13 protein-coding genes and 5 tRNA genes are annotated in these 19,240 nt (G+C 60.4%); all 18 read left to right on the forward strand.

Annotation, left to right across the window (positions count from 1 at the left end; translation table 11 throughout):
- Positions 1–160 precede the first annotated feature (160 nt).
- Positions 161–236, forward strand: a tRNA-Arg gene (locus K226_RS0105225).
- 120 nt (positions 237–356) lie between these two features.
- Positions 357–442 (forward strand) — tRNA-Tyr (locus K226_RS0105230).
- A gap of 66 nt (positions 443–508) precedes the next feature.
- A tRNA-Gly gene (locus K226_RS0105235) sits at positions 509–582 on the forward strand.
- Positions 583–644: 62 nt separating this feature from the next.
- A tRNA-Thr gene (locus K226_RS0105240) sits at positions 645–719 on the forward strand.
- Between the two features lie 73 nt (positions 720–792).
- A complete protein-coding gene (tuf, locus tag K226_RS0105245) occupies positions 793–1,983 on the forward strand; it encodes an elongation factor Tu (protein ID WP_024813773.1) in 1,191 nt (396 codons plus the stop codon).
- 11 nt (positions 1,984–1,994) lie between these two features.
- Positions 1,995–2,070 (forward strand) — tRNA-Trp (locus K226_RS0105250).
- Between the two features lie 86 nt (positions 2,071–2,156).
- Positions 2,157–2,543 (forward strand): preprotein translocase subunit SecE, encoded by a 387-nt coding sequence (gene secE / locus K226_RS0105255; RefSeq protein ID WP_024813805.1) that lies wholly within the window; start codon positions 2,157–2,159, stop codon positions 2,541–2,543.
- The gene (gene nusG / locus K226_RS0105260) at positions 2,540–3,133 is read left to right on the forward strand and encodes a transcription termination/antitermination protein NusG (protein ID WP_024813806.1); all 594 of its coding nucleotides are present in this window, start codon (positions 2,540–2,542) and stop codon (positions 3,131–3,133) included. The genes secE and nusG overlap by 4 nt, the downstream gene beginning before the upstream one ends.
- Before the next feature lie 123 nt (positions 3,134–3,256).
- Positions 3,257–3,688 carry a 50S ribosomal protein L11 gene (rplK, locus tag K226_RS0105265; RefSeq protein ID WP_024813807.1) on the forward strand — a complete coding sequence of 144 codons (432 nt, stop codon included), beginning with the start codon at positions 3,257–3,259 and terminating at the stop codon, positions 3,686–3,688.
- Positions 3,689–4,384, forward strand: a complete 696-nt coding sequence (rplA, locus tag K226_RS0105270; RefSeq protein WP_024813808.1) for a 50S ribosomal protein L1 — start codon at positions 3,689–3,691, stop codon at positions 4,382–4,384. It abuts the gene before it with no gap.
- Between the two features lie 237 nt (positions 4,385–4,621).
- Positions 4,622–5,146, forward strand: a complete 525-nt coding sequence (gene rplJ, locus K226_RS0105275; RefSeq protein ID WP_024813809.1) for a 50S ribosomal protein L10 — start codon at positions 4,622–4,624, stop codon at positions 5,144–5,146.
- Positions 5,147–5,186: 40 nt separating this feature from the next.
- A complete protein-coding gene (gene rplL, locus K226_RS0105280) occupies positions 5,187–5,561 on the forward strand; it encodes a 50S ribosomal protein L7/L12 (protein WP_024813810.1) in 375 nt (124 codons plus the stop codon).
- 301 nt (positions 5,562–5,862) lie between these two features.
- Positions 5,863–9,975: a DNA-directed RNA polymerase subunit beta gene (gene rpoB, locus K226_RS0105285; RefSeq protein ID WP_024813811.1), complete on the forward strand. Its 4,113-nt coding sequence runs from the start codon at positions 5,863–5,865 to the stop codon at positions 9,973–9,975.
- A gap of 21 nt (positions 9,976–9,996) precedes the next feature.
- Entirely contained in the window at positions 9,997–14,223 is a 4,227-nt protein-coding gene (gene rpoC, locus K226_RS0105290; protein WP_024813812.1) for a DNA-directed RNA polymerase subunit beta', read from the forward strand.
- 114 nt (positions 14,224–14,337) lie between these two features.
- Positions 14,338–14,895: a LemA family protein gene (locus K226_RS0105295; RefSeq protein WP_024813813.1), complete on the forward strand. Its 558-nt coding sequence runs from the start codon at positions 14,338–14,340 to the stop codon at positions 14,893–14,895.
- A complete protein-coding gene (gene rsmB, locus K226_RS0105300) occupies positions 14,892–16,334 on the forward strand; it encodes a 16S rRNA (cytosine(967)-C(5))-methyltransferase RsmB (protein WP_081739326.1) in 1,443 nt (480 codons plus the stop codon). The genes K226_RS0105295 and rsmB overlap by 4 nt, the downstream gene beginning before the upstream one ends.
- 7 nt (positions 16,335–16,341) lie before the next feature.
- Complete coding sequence (locus tag K226_RS0105305) at positions 16,342–16,944, forward strand: DUF4390 domain-containing protein (protein ID WP_369795394.1); 603 nt, start codon at positions 16,342–16,344, stop codon at positions 16,942–16,944.
- Positions 16,941–19,238 carry an ATP-binding protein gene (locus K226_RS0105310; RefSeq protein ID WP_024813816.1) on the forward strand — a complete coding sequence of 766 codons (2,298 nt, stop codon included), beginning with the start codon at positions 16,941–16,943 and terminating at the stop codon, positions 19,236–19,238. The genes K226_RS0105305 and K226_RS0105310 overlap by 4 nt, the downstream gene beginning before the upstream one ends.
- Positions 19,239–19,240: the final 2 nt, after the last annotated feature.

A 19,240-nucleotide genomic window follows, 5' to 3' on the forward strand; every position in this document is an offset into this window, starting at 1 on the left:
GCTGACGCATCGCAGACGTCTGTGCGATGCCGCGCGAAAGTGAGGTGCATACGTAAGTGGTCTGCGTGTGGGGTGAACAGCAGGCAATCCATCGTGGCGATCTCGTCGTTCGTAGGGCTTGCTCATGCAATAATCTACGGGGTGGTTCAAAGCACAAAGTGCGGCTGTAGCTCAGTGGATAGAGTATTGGCCTCCGAAGCCAAGGGTCGTGGGTTCGATCCCCGCCAGCCGCACCAATTGCCTATGCCGTAGACGTTTCTTCGTCAGTTGGCCTTGCGAGAGTCTTTGTAAGCTGCATATCTTGTGGGGCGGAACGCTGAAGTCGTAAAAAATAGTGCTATAATTCGAAATTCTTCGGAGGGGTGCCCGAGTGGCTAAAGGGGGCAGACTGTAAATCTGTTGGCTTACGCCTACACTGGTTCGAATCCAGTCCCCTCCACCAGTTATAGATGAGTCAAAAGTTGCTCGGCATTTGTCGGGTTGCGCTGATGTGGCAAACGCCACTGATGCGGGAGTAGTTCAATGGTAGAACCCTAGCCTTCCAAGCTAATGACGCGGGTTCGATTCCCGTCTCCCGCTCCATCGTCTGCAGGCTGGTTTTGAAGTTTAGAAAGTCTTTGGTATCGTTTTTGCGGTTCCAAAAGGCCCATGTGGCTCAGTGGTAGAGCACTCCCTTGGTAAGGGAGAGGTCGCGGGTCCGATTCCCGCCATGGGCACCAATTCTGGTGCGTCCGAATTCGGCTGCGCCGTGGTCCTGTTTTGTTGGCATAGATTTTTTTCGGAGTCGGAAAAATGGCAAAAGGCAAATTCGAGCGCACCAAGCCCCACGTCAACGTGGGCACCATCGGTCACGTGGACCATGGCAAGACCACACTGACGGCGGCCATCGCCACGGTGCTGTCCGCCAAGTTCGGCGGCGAAGCCAAGGCCTACGATCAGATCGACGCAGCGCCTGAAGAAAAGGCCCGCGGCATCACGATCAACACCGCCCACGTCGAATACGAAACGGCCAACCGCCACTACGCCCACGTCGACTGCCCCGGTCACGCTGACTATGTGAAGAACATGATCACCGGCGCTGCCCAGATGGACGGCGCCATCCTGGTGTGCTCGGCCGCTGACGGCCCGATGCCACAGACCCGTGAACACATCCTGCTGGCCCGCCAGGTGGGCGTGCCTTACATCATCGTGTTCCTGAACAAGTGCGACATGGTGGACGACGAAGAGCTGCTCGAACTCGTCGAAATGGAAGTGCGCGAGCTCCTCGACAAATACAACTTCCCTGGCGACGACACCCCGATCATTCGTGGTTCCGCCAAGCTCGCCCTGGAAGGCGACAAGGGTCCGCTGGGCGAAGAAGCCATCATGAAGCTGGCTGAAGCACTGGACACCTACATCCCCACGCCCGAGCGTGCTGTGGACGGCGCCTTCCTGATGCCCGTGGAAGACGTGTTCTCCATCTCCGGTCGCGGCACCGTGGTGACCGGCCGTATCGAGCGCGGCATCATCAAGGTCGGCGAAGAAATCGAAATCGTCGGTATCAAAGACACCGTCAAGACCACCTGCACCGGCGTGGAAATGTTCCGCAAGCTGCTGGACCAGGGCCAGGCTGGCGACAACGTCGGTCTGCTGCTGCGCGGCACCAAGCGTGAAGACGTGGAGCGCGGCCAAGTGCTGTGCAAGCCCGGCTCGATCAAGCCCCACACCCACTTCACCGCTGAGGTGTATGTGCTGAGCAAGGACGAAGGCGGCCGTCACACGCCTTTCTTCAACAACTACCGCCCTCAGTTCTACTTCCGCACGACCGACGTGACTGGCGCCATCGAGCTGCCAGCCGACAAGGAAATGGTCATGCCTGGCGACAACGTGTCGATCACTGTGAAGCTGATCAACCCCATCGCCATGGAAGAAGGCCTGCGTTTCGCCATCCGTGAAGGCGGCCGCACCGTGGGCGCTGGCGTCGTGGCCAAGATCATTGCTTAAAGCGTGTTCATAGGGGTATAGCTCAATTGGCAGAGCGTCGGTCTCCAAAACCGAAGGTTGTAGGTTCGATTCCTACTGCCCCTGCCACTTGAATGTGGTCAAAAAAGCCCGCCATGAATTGGCGGGCTTCGGCGTCTTAGGCGACGCCAGAAATCGAAGCAGGAATTTTACACATGGCCACTACACAAGTTGAAACCGTCAATACCGGGGCGGACAAGGCCAAGCTCGCTGCGGCCGTGGCTTTGGTCATTGCTTCCGTGGCGGGCTTTTATTTGCTGAGCAAGCAAGGTCCGATCGTGCAATGGGCTGCGTTGCTGGTGGGCCTCGTTGTTGCTGCGGCCGTATTTCTGGTTTCTGAATCAGGGCGGCAGTTTGTCGCCTTCGCTCGTGATGCTTGGCGTGAAGTCAAAAAGGTGGTGTGGCCTACGCGCAAAGAAACCGTTCAGATGACGGCTTATGTGTTTGCATTTGTCGTGATCATGGCGCTGTTCTTGTGGTTGACCGACAAGACCCTTGAGTGGGTGTTTTACGACCTGATTCTGGGCTGGAGAAAATCATGACAAGCGTTGTGGAGTTGGCTGGGGCAGATGCCCCTGGTGGGGCTGCATCCTCCAATCCTGATTTGCGCTGGTACATTGTCCACGCTTATTCTGGTATGGAAAAAGCAGTTGAACGCAACATCCTCGAGCGCATTGCTCGCTCCGGAATGCAGGATAAGTTTGGTCGCATTTTGGTGCCCACCGAAGAGGTGGTCGAGATGAAGAACGGCCAGCGCAAAACAACGGAGCGTCGGCTTTTCCCTGGTTATGTGTTCGTCGAGATGGTCATGGATGATGACACTTGGCACTTGGTCAAGCACACCAACAAGGTCACTGGATTTGTCGGTGGCGCGAAGAATCGCCCCGCTCCCATCTCTGAAGAAGAGGTGCAGAAAATCGTCAGCCAGATGCAGGAAGGCACTGACAAGCCCCGGCACAAGGTCGAGTTCATGGCGGGTGAGTTGGTTCGGGTCAAGGAGGGCCCTTTCACGGATTTCAATGGATCGGTGGAAGAGGTGAATTACGAGAAGAGCCGAGTGCGCGTTTCCGTGATGATTTTCGGTCGCTCCACGCCGGTGGAGTTAGAGTTTTCGCAGGTCGAAAAAACCTGATTTGTTGAATTTTTGGGCATCACACTTTCCGACTCGGTGTGAATGCAATTTGTGAGTCGTTAGCCCCGGGGAGCCTATTCTTGCATCAGCAAGTTCGGCGTTATTACCCGCAAGGAGAAAACCATGGCGAAAAAAATCGTCGGTTTTATCAAGCTGCAAGTACCAGCTGGTAAGGCCAATCCATCCCCACCCATTGGCCCTGCGCTCGGTCAGCGCGGCCTCAACATCATGGAGTTCTGCAAGGCATTCAATGCGCAGACCCAAGGTGTCGAGCCCGGCCTGCCGCTGCCGGTGGTCATTACGGCCTTTGCTGACAAGAGCTTCACCTTCATCATCAAGACGCCGCCTGCGACGGTTTTGATCAAGAAGGCCATCAAGCTGGAAAAAGGTTCACCAAACGCACTGAGCACCAAGGTCGGCAAGATCACTCGCGCCCAGCTCGAGGAAATCGCCAAGACCAAGTTCAAAGACATGAATGCCGCCAATGTGGACGCTGCTGTCCGTACATTGGCTGGCTCTGCACGCTCCATGGGCGTGACGGTGGAGGGTTTGTAAATGGCCAAGCTGACAAAAAAACAAAAAGCCCAGCAGGGTAAAGTGGACAGCACCAAGCTGTACGCATTCGCTGAAGCCATCGTGATCGTCAAGGATGCGGCGACCGCCAAGTTCGACGAGTCTATTGATGTGGCAGTGCAGTTGGGCATCGACGCCAAGAAGTCCGACCAGGTTGTGCGTGGCGCCGTGGTGCTGCCCAACGGCACTGGCAAGACCACCCGCGTGGCGGTGTTTGCGCAAGGTGCCAAGGCTGATGAAGCCAAGGCCGCTGGTGCTGACATCGTAGGCATGGACGACCTGGCCGCCATGGTGAAGGCTGGCGACATGCCTTTCGATGTGGTGATTGCTGCTCCGGACGCTATGCGCGTTGTGGGTACCTTGGGTCAGATTCTGGGTCCACGTGGCCTGATGCCAAACCCCAAGGTCGGAACTGTGACCCCTGACGTCGCCACGGCTGTGAAGAACGCCAAGGCTGGTCAGGTGCAATTCCGTGTTGACAAGGCTGGTATCGTGCACAGCACGATCGGTCGCCGTTCGTTCGACAACGACAAACTGCAAGGCAATCTGGCAGCTCTGATCGACGCGCTGTCCAAGGCCAAGCCCGCAACCAGCAAGGGCGTGTACCTGCGCAAGGTGGCAGTGTCCTCCACGATGGGACTTGGCGTCCGCGTGGATACACAGACCATCGCAGCGTAATCGCAAAAAATCTTCGGGCCGGCCCTCGGGTGGGCCTGATGTGGTGGGCTGGGGCTGCTTCGGGAGCCGCAGGCCATCCAAGACCGTTGGTGCGCGACGTTGTCGCGCTTAAAGCCAGACAAGGCGCCAACGCAGATGGCGATCCCGCTGCAGATGGAAATTTTCCTAAACAGTTGGTCGCTGCAACAAGAGCGCGCACGAGGCATTCTGCCGAGTGCGCATTTTAAGGAGTAGACCTTGAGTCTTAATCGCAGTGAGAAAGAAGCGGTCATCAGTGAAGTGACCAGCCTCGCCGCTAAAGCTCAAACGCTTGTGATCTCGGAATACCGTGGCATCACGGTCGCCGACATGACCAAACTGCGTGCCGATGCTCGCAGCAAAGGTGTCAGCTTGAGTGTTTTGAAGAACACTTTGGCTCGCCGTGCTGTAGCTGGAACCGGGTTTGACGTGGTGGCTGACCAGATGACTGGTCCGTTGATCTATGGCTTCTCTGAAGACGCAGTGGCCGCTGCCAAGGTGGTGGCCGACTTCGCAAAAACCAACGACAAGTTGGTGATTCGCGCAGGCGCTTTCGGGGGTAAGGCTTTGGACGTTAATGGCGTCAAACAACTGGCCAACATTCCTTCCAAGGAAGTGTTGCTGGCACAGGTGTGTGGCTTGCTCATGTCCCCCATGTCGCGTACGGCCGTTGTGCTGGGCGCGCTGGCGGCAAAGAAAAGCGAAGGCGCTGCCGAGCAGGCAGCCGAACCTGTCGTGGCTTAAGCGCCCGACAGTTAACCAACAAATTTGTTAGGAAATCAAAATGGCATTCGACAAAGACGCATTTTTGACCGCGCTGGACAGCATGACGGTTCTGGAACTCAATGAGCTGGTAAAAGCCATTGAAGAGAAGTTTGGTGTGAGCGCTGCCGCTATGGCCGCTCCTGCTGCTGGTGGCGGCGGCGCTGCTGCTGCTGCCGAAGAGCAGACCGAATTCAACGTTGTGCTGCTCGAAGCTGGCGCCAACAAGGTGTCCGTCATCAAGGCAGTTCGCGAAATCACCGGCCTGGGCCTCAAGGAAGCCAAGGACTTGGTGGATGGCGCTCCGAAGAACGTCAAGGAAGCTATTGCCAAGGCTGATGCCGAAGCAGCAGTCAAGAAGCTGGTGGAAGCTGGCGCCAAGGCTGAACTGAAGTAATTCAGTCTCCTTCAAGGGCTGGAGTGCTCCTATCGGGCCTCCAGCCTTTGGTGCTTTCAGAGTGCACCCGAAAACCAGATTGAACGGTTTCCCGAAGACACAAGGTCGACGGAAAACGAGCAGCAGATTTTCGAGTGTCTTCTGACAACCCCGACAGCAGAAGACGCCTTGGTTCGGGTGATGTGCAACGCATCACCGTCCGCCATGGTTGGTAGTGGCCAACCGCCAAGCCCGTAAGGACGTATCTCCTTGCGGGTCAGTCGTCGAAGACCCAGGACTCATGTCTTTGCCCGGAGATCTCATGGCCTATTCCTACACCGAACGCAAGCGAATTCGCAAAAGTTTCGGCACCCGCGATAGCGTGCTCGAAGTTCCTTATCTGCTGCAGATGCAGAAGGACGCATACACCGCTTTCCTGCAGGCTGATAAAGCACCCCAGAAAAGAACCATCGAAGGCCTTCAGGCTGCATTCGACGCTGCCTTTCCTATCGTCTCCCACAACGGTTTTGTGGAGATGAAGTTCATCGAGTACAACCTTGCCAAACCCGCATTCGATGTGCGTGAATGCCAGACACGCGGTCTGACTTTTGCGTCCGCTGTCCGGGCCAAGGTTCAGTTGATCATTTATGACCGCGAGTCCTCAACCTCGCAGTCCAAGGTGGTCAAGGAAGTGAAGGAGCAAGAGGTGTACATGGGCGAAGTGCCGCTCATGACCGAAAAAGGCTCGTTCATCATCAATGGCACCGAGCGCGTGATCGTCTCGCAGCTGCACCGTTCGCCCGGTGTGTTCTTCGAGCACGACAAGGGCAAGACCCACAGTTCGGGCAAGTTGCTGTTTTCGGCGCGCATCATTCCGTACCGCGGATCGTGGCTCGATTTCGAGTTCGATCCCAAGGACATCTTGTATTTCCGGGTTGACCGTCGTCGCAAGATGCCGGTCACCATCCTGCTGAAGGCCATCGGCCTGAACCCCGAATCGATCCTGGCGAACTTCTTCGTCAACGACAACTTCCGCCTGATGGACAGCGGCGCACAAATGGAGTTTGTGTCCGAGCGTCTGCGTGGCGAAGTGGCCCGTTTTGACATTACCGACAAATCCGGCAAAGTGGTCGTGGCCAAGGACAAGCGTGTCACCGCACGCCACACGCGCGAACTCGAGCAGTCGGGCACCACGCACATCAGCGTGCCGGAAGACTTCCTGATCGGCCGCGTCGTGGCCCGCAACATCGTGGATGCGGACACTGGCGAAATCATTGCCAAGGCGAATGAAGAGTTGACCGAAGCACTGCTCAAAAAGCTGCGCAGCTCGGGTGTACAGGATGTCCAATGCATCTACACCAATGAACTAGATCAGGGTGCGTACATGTCGCAGACCCTGCGCATCGACGAGACGGTGGACGAATTCGCTGCCCGCGTGGCCATCTACCGCATGATGCGTCCTGGCGAGCCGCCTACGGAAGACGCTGTACAGGCCCTGTTCCAGCGCCTGTTCTACAACCCCGACACTTACGACCTGTCGCGCGTGGGCCGCATGAAGTTCAACGCCAAGATCGGTCGCGGCGAGTCCACCGGTCCCATGGTGCTGTCCAACGAGGACATCCTGGCCGTGGTCAAGATCCTGGTGGATCTGCGCAATGGCAATGGCGAAGTCGATGACATTGATCACCTGGGCAACCGCCGCGTGCGTTGCGTGGGTGAACTGGCCGAAAACCAGTACCGCACCGGTTTGGCTCGTATTGAAAAGGCTGTGAAAGAACGTCTGGGCCAGGCAGAGCAAGAGCCGCTCATGCCTCACGATCTGATCAACAGCAAGCCCATCTCGGCCGCGCTGAAGGAGTTCTTCGGTGCCTCGCAGCTGTCGCAGTTCATGGACCAGACCAACCCGTTGGCTGAAATCACGCACAAGCGCCGCGTGTCTGCCCTGGGCCCAGGTGGTCTGACGCGGGAACGTGCAGGCTTTGAAGTGCGTGACGTGCACGTGACCCACTACGGACGCGTGTGCCCTATCGAAACGCCAGAAGGTCCAAACATTGGTCTGATCAACTCGCTGGCACTGTATGCGCGTCTGAACGAATACGGTTTCATTGAAACCCCGTATCGCCGCGTGGTGGATGGCAAGGTCACCAACGACATCGATTACCTCTCGGCCATCGAAGAAGGCAAGTACGTGATCGCGCAGGCCAATGCCGTGCTCGACAAGGACGGCCGTCTGACGGGTGAGTTGGTGTCTGCTCGCGAAAAGGGTGAATCCATTTTGTGTGGTGCCGACCGCGTGCAATACATGGACGTGTCGCCTGCGCAGATCGTGTCGGTTGCTGCCTCGCTGGTTCCGTTCCTGGAGCACGACGATGCAAACCGCGCACTGATGGGCGCCAACATGTCCCGCCAGGCTGTACCTGTGCTGCGCCCTGAAAAGCCGCTGGTTGGCACGGGCATCGAGCGCGTGGCTGCTGTGGACTCTGGCACTGTGGTCACCGCGACCCGTGGCGGCATCGTGGATTACGTCGATGCGACGCGTATCGTGGTTCGTGTCAATGACGCAGAAGCACTGGCGGGTGAAGTCGGTGTGGACATCTACAACCTCATCAAGTACCAGCGTTCCAACCAGAACACCAACATTCACCAGCGTCCCATCGTCAAGAAGGGCGACAAGCTGGTCAAGGGCGACGTGATTGCCGACGGCGCATCGACGGACTTTGGCGAAATCGCCATTGGCCAGAACATGCTGATCGCGTTCATGCCCTGGAACGGCTACAACTTCGAAGACTCGATCCTGATCTCCGAACGCGTGGTCTCCGAAGACCGGTACACCTCGATCCACATCGAGGAGCTGGTGGTTATGGCGCGCGACACCAAGCTGGGCGCCGAGGAAATCACGCGTGATATCCCTAACCTGTCTGAGCAGCAACTGAACCGTTTGGACGAGTCCGGCATCATCTACGTGGGTGCCGAAGTGCAGCCCGGCGATACGCTGGTGGGCAAGGTCACGCCCAAGGGCGAGACCACGCTCACGCCTGAAGAGAAGCTGCTGCGCGCCATCTTCGGCGAGAAGGCATCGGATGTGAAGGACACCTCGCTGCGCGTGGATCAGGGCTCGCAAGGCACCGTGATCGACGTGCAGGTGTTCACCCGTGAAGGCATTCAGCGCGACAAGCGCGCCCAGCAGATCATCGACGATGAGCTCAAGCGCTTCCGCCTTGACCTGAATGACCAGCTGCGTATCGTGGAGGCCGACGCCTTTGACCGTATCGAAAAATTGCTGAATGGCCGTGTTGCCAACGGCGGCCCGCAGAAGCTGGCCAAGGGTACGAAGATCGACAAGGCCTATCTGGCCTCGGTCGAGAAGTTCCACTGGTTCGACATTCGCCCTGCAGAAGACGAAGTTGCCACGCAGCTCGAATCCATCAAGAACTCCCTGGAGCAGACGCGTCACAGTTTCGACCTGGCTTTTGAGGAAAAGCGCAAGAAGCTCACGCAAGGCGACGAGTTGCCAGCGGGCGTGCTCAAGATGGTCAAGGTCTATCTGGCCGTCAAGCGCCGCCTGCAGCCTGGCGACAAGATGGCCGGCCGCCACGGTAACAAGGGCGTGGTGTCCAAGATCGTTCCGGTCGAAGACATGCCTTACATGGCCGACGGCACGCCTGCCGACATCGTTCTGAACCCGCTGGGCGTGCCTTCGCGGATGAACATCGGCCAGGTGCTTGAAGTTCACCTGGGTTGGGCCGGCAAGGGCATTGGCCAGCGCATCGGCGACATGCTGCAGCAGGAGGCCAAGGCGTCTGAACTGCGCAAGTTCCTCGAAGAGGTCTACAACTCCCGTGGTCGTACCGAAGACTTGTCGCAATTGAGCGATGACGAGCTGGTTGCCATGGCAGAGAACCTCACCAACGGTGTGCCGTATGCCACGCCCGTGTTCGACGGTGCGTCGGAAGACGAAATCAAGGCCATGCTGAAACTGGCGTATCCCGATGATCTTGCCGAGCGCAAGGGGTTGACCGCTGAACGCACCCAGGCCTATTTGTTTGACGGCCGCACGGGTGATCAATTCGAGCGCCCCACCACCATCGGCTACATGCACTACCTGAAGCTGCACCACCTGGTGGACGACAAGATGCACGCCCGTTCCACCGGTCCGTACTCGCTCGTCACGCAACAACCGCTGGGCGGCAAGGCCCAGTTCGGTGGCCAGCGTTTCGGTGAAATGGAAGTGTGGGCGCTGGAAGCTTACGGCGCTGCCTACGTACTGCAGGAAATGCTGACGGTGAAGTCCGACGACGTGGTGGGCCGTACCAAGGTGTACGAATCCATCGTCAAGGGCGAACATGCCATCGAAGCCGGTATGCCGGAATCGTTCAACGTGCTGGTCAAGGAAATCCGTTCGCTGGGCCTGGACATCGAGCTGGAACGCTCCTAAGCAGAAAAGGAAAGAGTCACTATGAAATCGCTACTCGACCTGTTCAAGCAATTCACGCCGGATGAGCACTTTGATGCCATTCGCATCGGCATGGCTTCGCCCGAGAAGATCCGTTCGTGGTCTTTCGGCGAAGTGAAAAAGCCCGAGACCATCAACTACCGCACGTTCAAGCCTGAGCGTGATGGCCTGTTTTGCGCCAAGATTTTTGGCCCCATCAAGGACTACGAATGCCTGTGCGGCAAGTACAAGCGCCTTAAGCACCGCGGCGTGATCTGCGAGAAGTGCGGCGTTGAAGTCACGCAGACCAAGGTGCGCCGCGAGCGCATGGGTCACATCGACCTGGCCGCGCCTTGCGCCCACATCTGGTTCCTGAAGTCGCTGCCATCGCGTCTGGGCCTAGTGCTCGACATGACGCTGCGCGACATCGAACGCGTGCTGTACTTTGAAGCCTACGTTGTGACGGACCCCGGCATGACCCCGCTGAAGAAGTTCAGCATCATGTCCGAGGACGACTACGACGCCAAGCGCAAGGAATACGGCGATGAGTTCGTCGCCAAGATGGGCGCTGAAGGCATCAAGGACCTGTTGGAATCCATCGACATCGACCTGTCGATCGAACGCCTGCGCGGCGACCTGACCGGTTCCGAAGTCAAGGTCAAGAAGAACGCCAAGCGCCTGAAGGTGCTGGAAGCGTTCAAGAAGTCGGGCATCAAGCCCGAGTGGATGGTGCTCGAAGTGTTGCCCGTGCTGCCACCGGACCTGCGTCCGCTGGTGCCGCTGGATGGCGGCCGCTTCGCGACCTCTGACCTGAACGACTTGTACCGCCGCGTCATCAACCGCAACTCGCGTCTGCGCCGACTGCTGGAGCTCAAGGCCCCTGAAATCATCGCCCGCAACGAAAAGCGGATGCTGCAAGAGGCTGTCGACTCGTTGTTGGATAACGGCCGCCGTGGCAAGGCCATGACGGGTGCCAACAAGCGTGCCCTGAAGTCCCTGGCCGACATGATCAAGGGCAAGTCGGGTCGTTTCCGCCAGAACTTGCTGGGCAAGCGCGTGGACTACTCCGGCCGTTCCGTGATTACCGTGGGCCCAACGCTCAAGCTGCACCAGTGCGGTCTGCCCAAGCTGATGGCGCTCGAACTTTTCAAGCCTTTCATCTTTTCGCGCCTCGAAGCCATGGGCATCGCGACGACGATCAAGGCCGCCAAGAAGGAAGTCGAATCCGGCACCCCCGTGGTGTGGGACATCCTGGAAGAGGTCATCAAGGAACACCCCGTGATGCTGAACCGTGCGCCTACGCTGCACCGTTTGGGCATCCAGGCCTTTGAGCCCATCCTGATCGAAGGCAAGGCCATCCAGCTGCACCCCCTCGTTTGCGCGGCCTTCAACGCCGACTTCGACGGTGACCAGATGGCTGTTCACGTACCGCTGTCGGTGGAAGCGCAGATGGAAGCCCGCACGCTGATGCTGGCCTCCAACAACGTGCTGTTCCCCGCGTCGGGCGAGCCTTCCATCGTTCCCTCGCAGGACGTGGTGCTGGGCCTGTATTACGCCACCCGCGACCGCATCAACGGCAAGGGTGAAGGCCTGGTGTTCGCCGATACGGGCGAGGTGCAACGTGCGCTGGACGCTGGCGAAGTGGAGCTGGCCGCCCGGATCACCGTGCGCATGACCGAGTGGACGAAAAACAAGGAAACCGGCGAATTCGTGCCATCGACCTCGCTGGTGGAAACCACCGCGGGCCGTGCACTGCTGTCCGAAATTCTTCCCAAGGGCCTGCCGTTCTCTAACATGAACAAGGCGCTCAAGAAGAAGGAGATTTCCAAGCTCATCAACGTGTCCTTCCGCAAGTGCGGTCTGAAGGAAACGGTGGTGTTCGCCGACAAGCTGCTGCAAAACGGTTTCCGTCTGGCCACCCGCGCCGGTATTTCGATTGCCATCGACGACATGCTGGTGCCGCCCCAGAAAGCCGGCATCATCGAGCGCTCCGAGAAGGAAGTGAAAGAGATCGAGCAGCAATACGTGTCCGGTCTGGTCACCGCTGGTGAGCGCTACAACAAGGTGGTGGACATCTGGGGCAAGGCCGGTGACGAAGTTTCCAAGGTGATGATGGCCCGGCTCTCCAAGGAGCAGGTCATTGACCGCCATGGAAACGAAGTCTCTCAGGAGTCCTTCAACTCCATCTACATGATGGCCGACTCCGGCGCTCGCGGTTCTGCTGCCCAGATCCGTCAAGTGGCCGGTATGCGGGGTCTGATGGCCAAGCCAGACGGCTCGATCATCGAAACGCCCATTACCGCGAACTTCCGCGAAGGTCTGAACGTGCTGGAGTACTTTATCTCCACCCACGGTGCCCGTAAGGGTCTGGCCGATACGGCGCTGAAGACGGCCAACTCGGGTTATCTGACCCGTCGTCTGGTGGACGTGACGCAGGATCTGGTCGTGACCGAAGAAGATTGCGGCACGGCCAACGGTTCGCTGATGCGCGCCATTGTCGAGGGCGGTGAAGTGATCGAATCGCTGCGCGACCGCATCCTGGGCCGCACGGCGGCGGAAGACGTGTTGCACCCCGAAAACCGTTCGGTGCTGGTCCAGGCGGGCGTCATGCTCGACGAAGACATCATCGAAGGGCTCGAAATCGCCGGTGTGGACGAGGTGAAGGTGCGCACGGCACTGACCTGCGAAACCCGCTACGGCCTGTGCGCCAAGTGCTATGGCCGCGACCTGGGCCGTGGCGGCCTGATCAACCTCGGCGAAGCCGTGGGTGTGATCGCTGCCCAGTCCATCGGCGAACCCGGCACCCAGCTGACCATGCGTACGTTCCACATTGGTGGTGCCGCTTCGCGTGCCGCCATCGCGTCGAGCGTGGAAGCCAAGTCCAACGGCGTGATCGGCTTCAACGCCACGATGCGCTATGTGAGCAACACCAAGGGCGAGCTGGTGGTGATTGCACGTTCGGGTGAAATCATCATCCAGGACGAGCATGGCCGCGAGCGTGAGCGCCACAAGGTGCCTTACGGCGCCACGCTGACGGTGAAGGCCGACCAGACCATCAAGGCTGGCACCATTCTGGCCAACTGGGATCCGCTGACTCGACCCATCATCACCGAGTTTGCCGGTCAGACCAAGTTCGAGAACGTCGAAGAAGGCCTGACGGTGGCCAAGCAGGTCGACGAAGTGACCGGTCTGTCCACGCTGGTGGTGATCGATCCGAAGCGCCGTGGCGCCGCCAAGGTGGTGCGCCCGCAGGTGAAGCTGATCGATGCCCAGGGCAACGAAGTGAAGATCCCTGGCACCGACCACTCGGTGACCATCGGCTTCCAGGTCGGCGCGCTGATCCAGGTGCGCGACGGTCAGGATGTGGGTCCCGGCGAAGTGCTGGCCCGTATCCCGGTCGAAGGTCAAAAGACCCGCGACATTACCGGCGGTCTGCCGCGTGTGGCCGAGCTGTTCGAAGCCCGTACGCCCAAGGACAAGGGCACGCTGGCCGAGATGACCGGTACTGTGTCGTTCGGCAAGGAAACCAAGGGCAAGGTCCGCCTGCAGATCACCGATCCCGAAGGCCATGTGTTCGAAGAACTCGTGCCCAAGGAAAAGAACATCCTGGTGCACGAAGGCCAGGTGGTGAACAAGGGCGAATCGATTGTGGACGGCCCGGCCGACCCGCAGGACATCCTGCGTTTGCTGGGTATCGAAGAGCTGTCTCGCTACATCGTCGATGAAGTGCAGGACGTGTACCGCTTGCAGGGCGTGAAGATCAACGACAAGCACATCGAGGTGATCGTTCGCCAGATGCTGCGCCGCGTCGTGGTCGAGAACGTTGGTGAGTCGAACTACATCGGTGGTGAACAGGTCGAGCGCTCCGAGATCCTCAACACCAACGATGCACTGCAGGCAGCGGGCAAGATCCCCGCTACCTACAGCAATCTGCTTTTGGGTATCACGAAGGCATCGCTGTCTACCGACTCGTTCATCTCGGCCGCTTCCTTCCAGGAAACGACCCGCGTGCTCACCGAGGCCGCCATCATGGGCAAGCGCGACGAGCTGCGTGGCCTGAAGGAAAACGTGATCGTGGGTCGCCTGATTCCGGCAGGCACGGGCATGGCCTATCACCAGGCCCGCAAGGCCAAGGACGCCATGGACGACGCCGAGCGCCGCGCCATTGCCGAAGCGGAAGCCGCTGAAATGGAGGCCTCTGCCGAAGCCTCCGTGACGGAAGGTGCTGCTCCTGACGCGGCTGCCGACTAAGCCCCCGGGCCGTCACTGATGCGCTCCCGCCCTGTCGCCCGACAGGCCGGGAGCGTTTTTTCTGGAATCCTCAAGGACCGGGCCGCATGGCGCATGCGGTGTCGGTGTTAGCGCATGTGGTCATCGCCGCTCATCTGGATCGTCATTGCCATCGCTCTTTTCTGGGCCGTAGGCGCCTACAACCGCCTGGTGCGGTTGCGCTCCGCCGTGGTTCAGGCATTCGGAAGTCTGGATGCCCACCTGGTTCGATGGCTGGCCATGCTGGGCGAATTTGACGCTGCGCAAGTTACCGCCGGTACCCTGGATCGCCATGCGCGCAGCCTTCTGCAAGGTGCGACCACGCAATTGACGGCTTGCCTGGCGGTGGCGCGGGCTCGCCCGTTAAAGGCGGATGCGGTGGCGGCACTGTCGGCCGCGTGTGCTGTCGTCGACACGGTGTGGCCGACACTCCTGCCGGACGCAGATGCGGATGACAACCACCGCAGGATGGCGCCCTGGCGCGCGCGGTGGGACGAGTTGCGCACCCATAACGAACAGGCCGCACGGATCTTCAATGATGCGGTGACCCACTACAACGCCGGGATCGCACAGTTTCCTGCGATGCTGCTGGCCTGGATTTTTGGTTTCACCCCAGCGCGTGTGCTGTCCATCGCACGAGAAGGCAATTCATGACACGAGCCGGTTCACATCAACAGCCTCGCCATGGGGCCCCTGCGGGAGCACCCGGTATCCGCGCTTCTTCACATGCAGAGTTGGGAGCAGACCCCCGCCCAGCGGTGGGGATTGCGCTTTGGCAGCAACTAGCGGGTGTCGCGTCGGCGCTGCAGGCCATCCGGGCCGGGCAATCGGGCACGGCGGCATTGGCCGCCGTGGATTCGGGCTTGCGGCCCGGAGTGCAGGCGCTGCTGTTTCAGGTGTTGCGCTCACTGGGGCGTGCAGAGGCGCTTCGGCGCAAGCTGGTGTCCCGTGCACCGCCACCCGCCGCCGATGCCCTGTTGTGCGCAGCGCTGGCGCTGTCGTGGCAACCCGAAGTGGCGCCATACGAGCCCTTCACCCTGGTCAACCAGGCGGTAGAGGCTGCCAAACGCGGCGTTGCCACGCGCGCCCAGGCGTCGTTCGTCAATGCGTGCCTGCGCCGTTTTCTGCGAGAGCGCGATGCCTTGGTTGCTGCAACGGATGCCGACCCCGTGGCGCGCTGGAATCACCCGCTGTGGTGGGTAAAAAAGTTGCAAAAGGACCACCCGACGCACTGGGAACAAATCCTGCAGGGCAACAATGCCCATGCACCCATGATTTTGCGTGTTAATGCATCAAAAGGCACTGTAGCCCAATACCAGCAAGCGCTAGCTGCTATGAATGTTGATTCATCTTCGGTGGGTGAGCACGGCTTGATCCTGCAGCAGCCCCTGCCGGTGACCGAGCTGCCGGGATTCGCCCAGGGGATGGTTTCGGTGCAGGATGCTGCGGCGCAACTGGCCGCGCCACTGTTGCTGCAGGGGCTGGATCTCACGCAGCCCTTGCGGGTGCTGGATGCCTGCGCCGCACCAGGAGGCAAGACGGCACACCTGCTGGAATACGCGGGCCCGTCCAGCGCCATGCAGGTGACCGCACTGGAGGTGGACTCGGTGCGCAGCGCCCGCCTTCATGAAACCCTGCATCGAATCGGTCTGCACGCGCAAGTGCTAGTGGCTGATGCAGCGCGGCCGCAAGACTGGTGGCAGCAGCACTGTGCAGGTGTGCCGTTTGATGCGATCTTGCTGGATGCACCCTGCACCGCCTCGGGCATCGTTCGCCGCCACCCCGATGTGCGCTGGTTGCGCCGCGAAACCGACATTGCGCAGCTGGCGGTCCAGCAGGCGCGCCTGCTTAGGGCATTGTGGCCGTTGGTGCGGCCGGGCGGGCGGCTGCTGTATTGCACCTGTTCGGTGTTCCGCGCAGAAGGCGATGCGCAGGTACAAACGTTTCTTGCGCACCACACCGATGCCCGGTTGTTGCCCTCGCCGGGGCATTTACTCCCAGGCAATGACACCAATCACCGAGCTGTCCCGGACAATGCAGCGGGTGAGCACGACGGATTTTTTTACGCACTGTTGCAAAAAGCCCCTGGGTGAGCGCCGCATGGCTCGCTGGGTCTTGTTGTGGGCGATGGCGTGGCTGTGGTTGCTGGCCTGGCCAGTGAATGTGCAGGCGCAGTCTCCGGCGAACGAGGTGGTGGACCTCGGCCTGGAGCAGGCCGATGATGGCCTGTACCTGAATGCGGCCTTGCAGCTTGCACTGCCCGCGCTGGCCGAAGATGCGCTGTACAAGGGCATTCCCGTGTTTTTTGTGGCGGAAGCCCAGGTGCTGCGTGAGCGCTGGTACTGGTCAGACCGCCAAGTGGCCGCAGCCACGCGCCATATGCGGTTGAGCTACCAGCCCCTGACACGGCGCTGGCGTCTGAGCACATCGCCCGTTCCGTTTTCCAACACCGGGCTGGGCGTGGTGCTGGGGCAGAACTTTGACGACTTGCGCGATGCATTGTCTTCCATGCAGCGCATTTCGCGCTGGAAGATTGCGGATGGAGAAGCAATCGATGCCGATGTTGTGCATACGGTGAATTTCCGGTTCCGGCTGGACCTGTCGCAGTTGCCCCGTCCTTTGCAGATAGGCGCAGTGGGCAGCGCGGGCTGGAGTCTCATGGTCACCCGCAACCAGCGGCTGGTGCCCGAGGTGGCGCGGTGATCAGGCAGCCACCCCGCGTACCTGTCGGCGAGCCAGGATCGGCCCAGGCCCTGGCCCGGCAATCGCGTGCGGTGCGCTGGACCGTGGGCGTGGGGGCCGCCATCATGTCGGCCATCGGAATGGTGCTGCTTTTCATGCTCACCCTGGCCACCAACAACCGGGCACTTTACGAGCGCAACTATGCGTGGCTGCTCGGGGTCAATGTGCTGGTGGCCGTGTTGCTGCTGGCGGTGCTGCTGTGGGTGGGCGTGCGCCTGGTTGTGCGGCTGCGGCGTGGGCGCTTTGGCAGCCGTCTCCTGGTCAAGCTGGCCGCCATTTTTGCGCTGGTTGGCCTGCTGCCCGGGCTGCTGATCTATGTGGTGTCGTACCAGTTTGTCACGCGGTCCATCGAGAGCTGGTTTGATGTCAAGGTGGAGGGTGCGCTGGTGGCCGGTGTGAATCTGGCGCGGGTGTCCCTTGATTCCATGGCCGAAGACATGGCCACCCAGGCGCGGACCGCCAGTGTGCAGCTGGCCCAGGTGCCCGACGCCGCCGCCGGACTGGTGCTGGAGCGCATCCGCGAGCAGCTTTCCGCCAGCGATGTGATCTTGTGGAATGCGGCAGGCAACGCTGTTGCCAGTGCCGGCCAGTCGCGCTTCAGCCTGAGCCCGGAGCGCCCGGGCACGGCCCAGTTGCGCATGGTGCGCCAGCAGCGCACCCTGACCCAGATCGAAGGCCTGGACGACCTCACCGACACGGTCGCTACGCAGAATGCCCGGGTGAAGGTTTTTGCGCTGGTCGCCAGCCCCCGGGTTGGGCTGCTGCTGGAGCCCCGGTTTTTGCAGGTCACGATGCCATTGCCCCCGGCCCTGGTGGCAAACGCGCTCGCGGTGCAAGAGGCCAACCGTGAATACCAGGAGCGCGCCCTGGCCCGCGAGGGCCTGCGCCGCATGTATGTGGGCACGTTGACGCTGGGCCTGTTTCTGGCGGTGTTTGGTGCGGTGTTGCTGGCGGTGTTGCTGGGCAATCAGCTGGTGCGGCCACTGCTGGTGCTCGCCGAGGGTGTGCGGGAGGTGGCCGCCGGCAACCTGAGCCCCAAGGCCGCATTGCAGGGCAAGGATGAGCTCGACGGATTGACCCGTTCCTTTGCCACCATGACGCAGCAGATTGCAGACGCGCGGGGTGCGGTGGAGCAGAGCATGGGCGCGGTGGACGCGGCGCGCGCCAAGCTTCAGACCATTCTGGACAACCTCACCGCAGGCGTGATGGTGCTGGATCCGCAGGGCCTGATCCTGTCCTTCAACCCGGGCGCCACGCGCATTTTGCGTGTGCCTATGGCGGCCTATGCGGGCCAGCCACTGGCGGCGGTGCCGGGTCTGGCCGATTTTGCGGCCGCGGTGCAGAAGCAGTTTGACGAGTTTCTGGGGGATCGTCACCACCACGGGCTGGACCATTGGCAACAGCCCTTTGAGCTGCATGGCTCACCCAGCGGGGCCGGGCACCATGCGACAAGCCTCGTGGTGCGGGGCGCAGAGCTCCCGGATGCGACGCGTCTGTTGGTTTTTGACGACATTTCTGAAATTGTTTCAGCCCAGCGGGCCCAGGCCTGGGGAGAGGTGGCGCGGCGCCTGGCCCATGAAATCAAGAACCCCCTCACGCCTGTGCAACTGTCCGCCGAGCGCCTTGAAATGAAGCTCACGGGCAAGCTGCCTGCCCCCGAGCAGGCCATCCTCACCAAGTCGGTCAAAACCATCGTCGAGCAGGTGGACGCGATGAAGCGGCTCGTCAACGAGTTTCGTGACTACGCACGCTTGCCCGCTGCCGAACTGCAGGCGCTGGACCTGAACACGCTGGTGACAGATGTGCTGTATCTGTATGGCGCGGAAAACGCCACCGTGCCCGTGGAATCCGAGCTGGACGCGCGGTGCCCGCCAATTGCAGGCGACGCCCAGCAACTGCGCCAGGTCGTGCACAACCTGCTGCAAAACGCCCAGGACGCCACCGAACAGGCGCGTGGGGAGGGGCCCGCATTGCCGCCCGTGCGCATCACGACACGCTGGAGCGACTCGACGCGCCGCGTCCGCCTCACCGTGAGTGACAGTGGGCCGGGCTTTCCCGCGCACATCCTCCAGCGCGCGTTTGAACCCTATGTCACTACCAAACCCCGCGGTACCGGATTGGGTCTGGCCGTAGTGAAAAAGATCGCCGATGAGCATGGTGCGCGCATCGAGTTGTCGAATCGGCTTGACGACGGCGTGGTGCGGGGGGCGCAAGTGTCGTTATCATTCGCCACTTACCCATCGGTGGCGTCATAACA

The sequence above is a fragment of the Acidovorax sp. JHL-3 genome (assembly GCF_000526295.1).
GTDB lineage: Bacteria > Pseudomonadota > Gammaproteobacteria > Burkholderiales > Burkholderiaceae_C > Acidovorax > Acidovorax defluvii.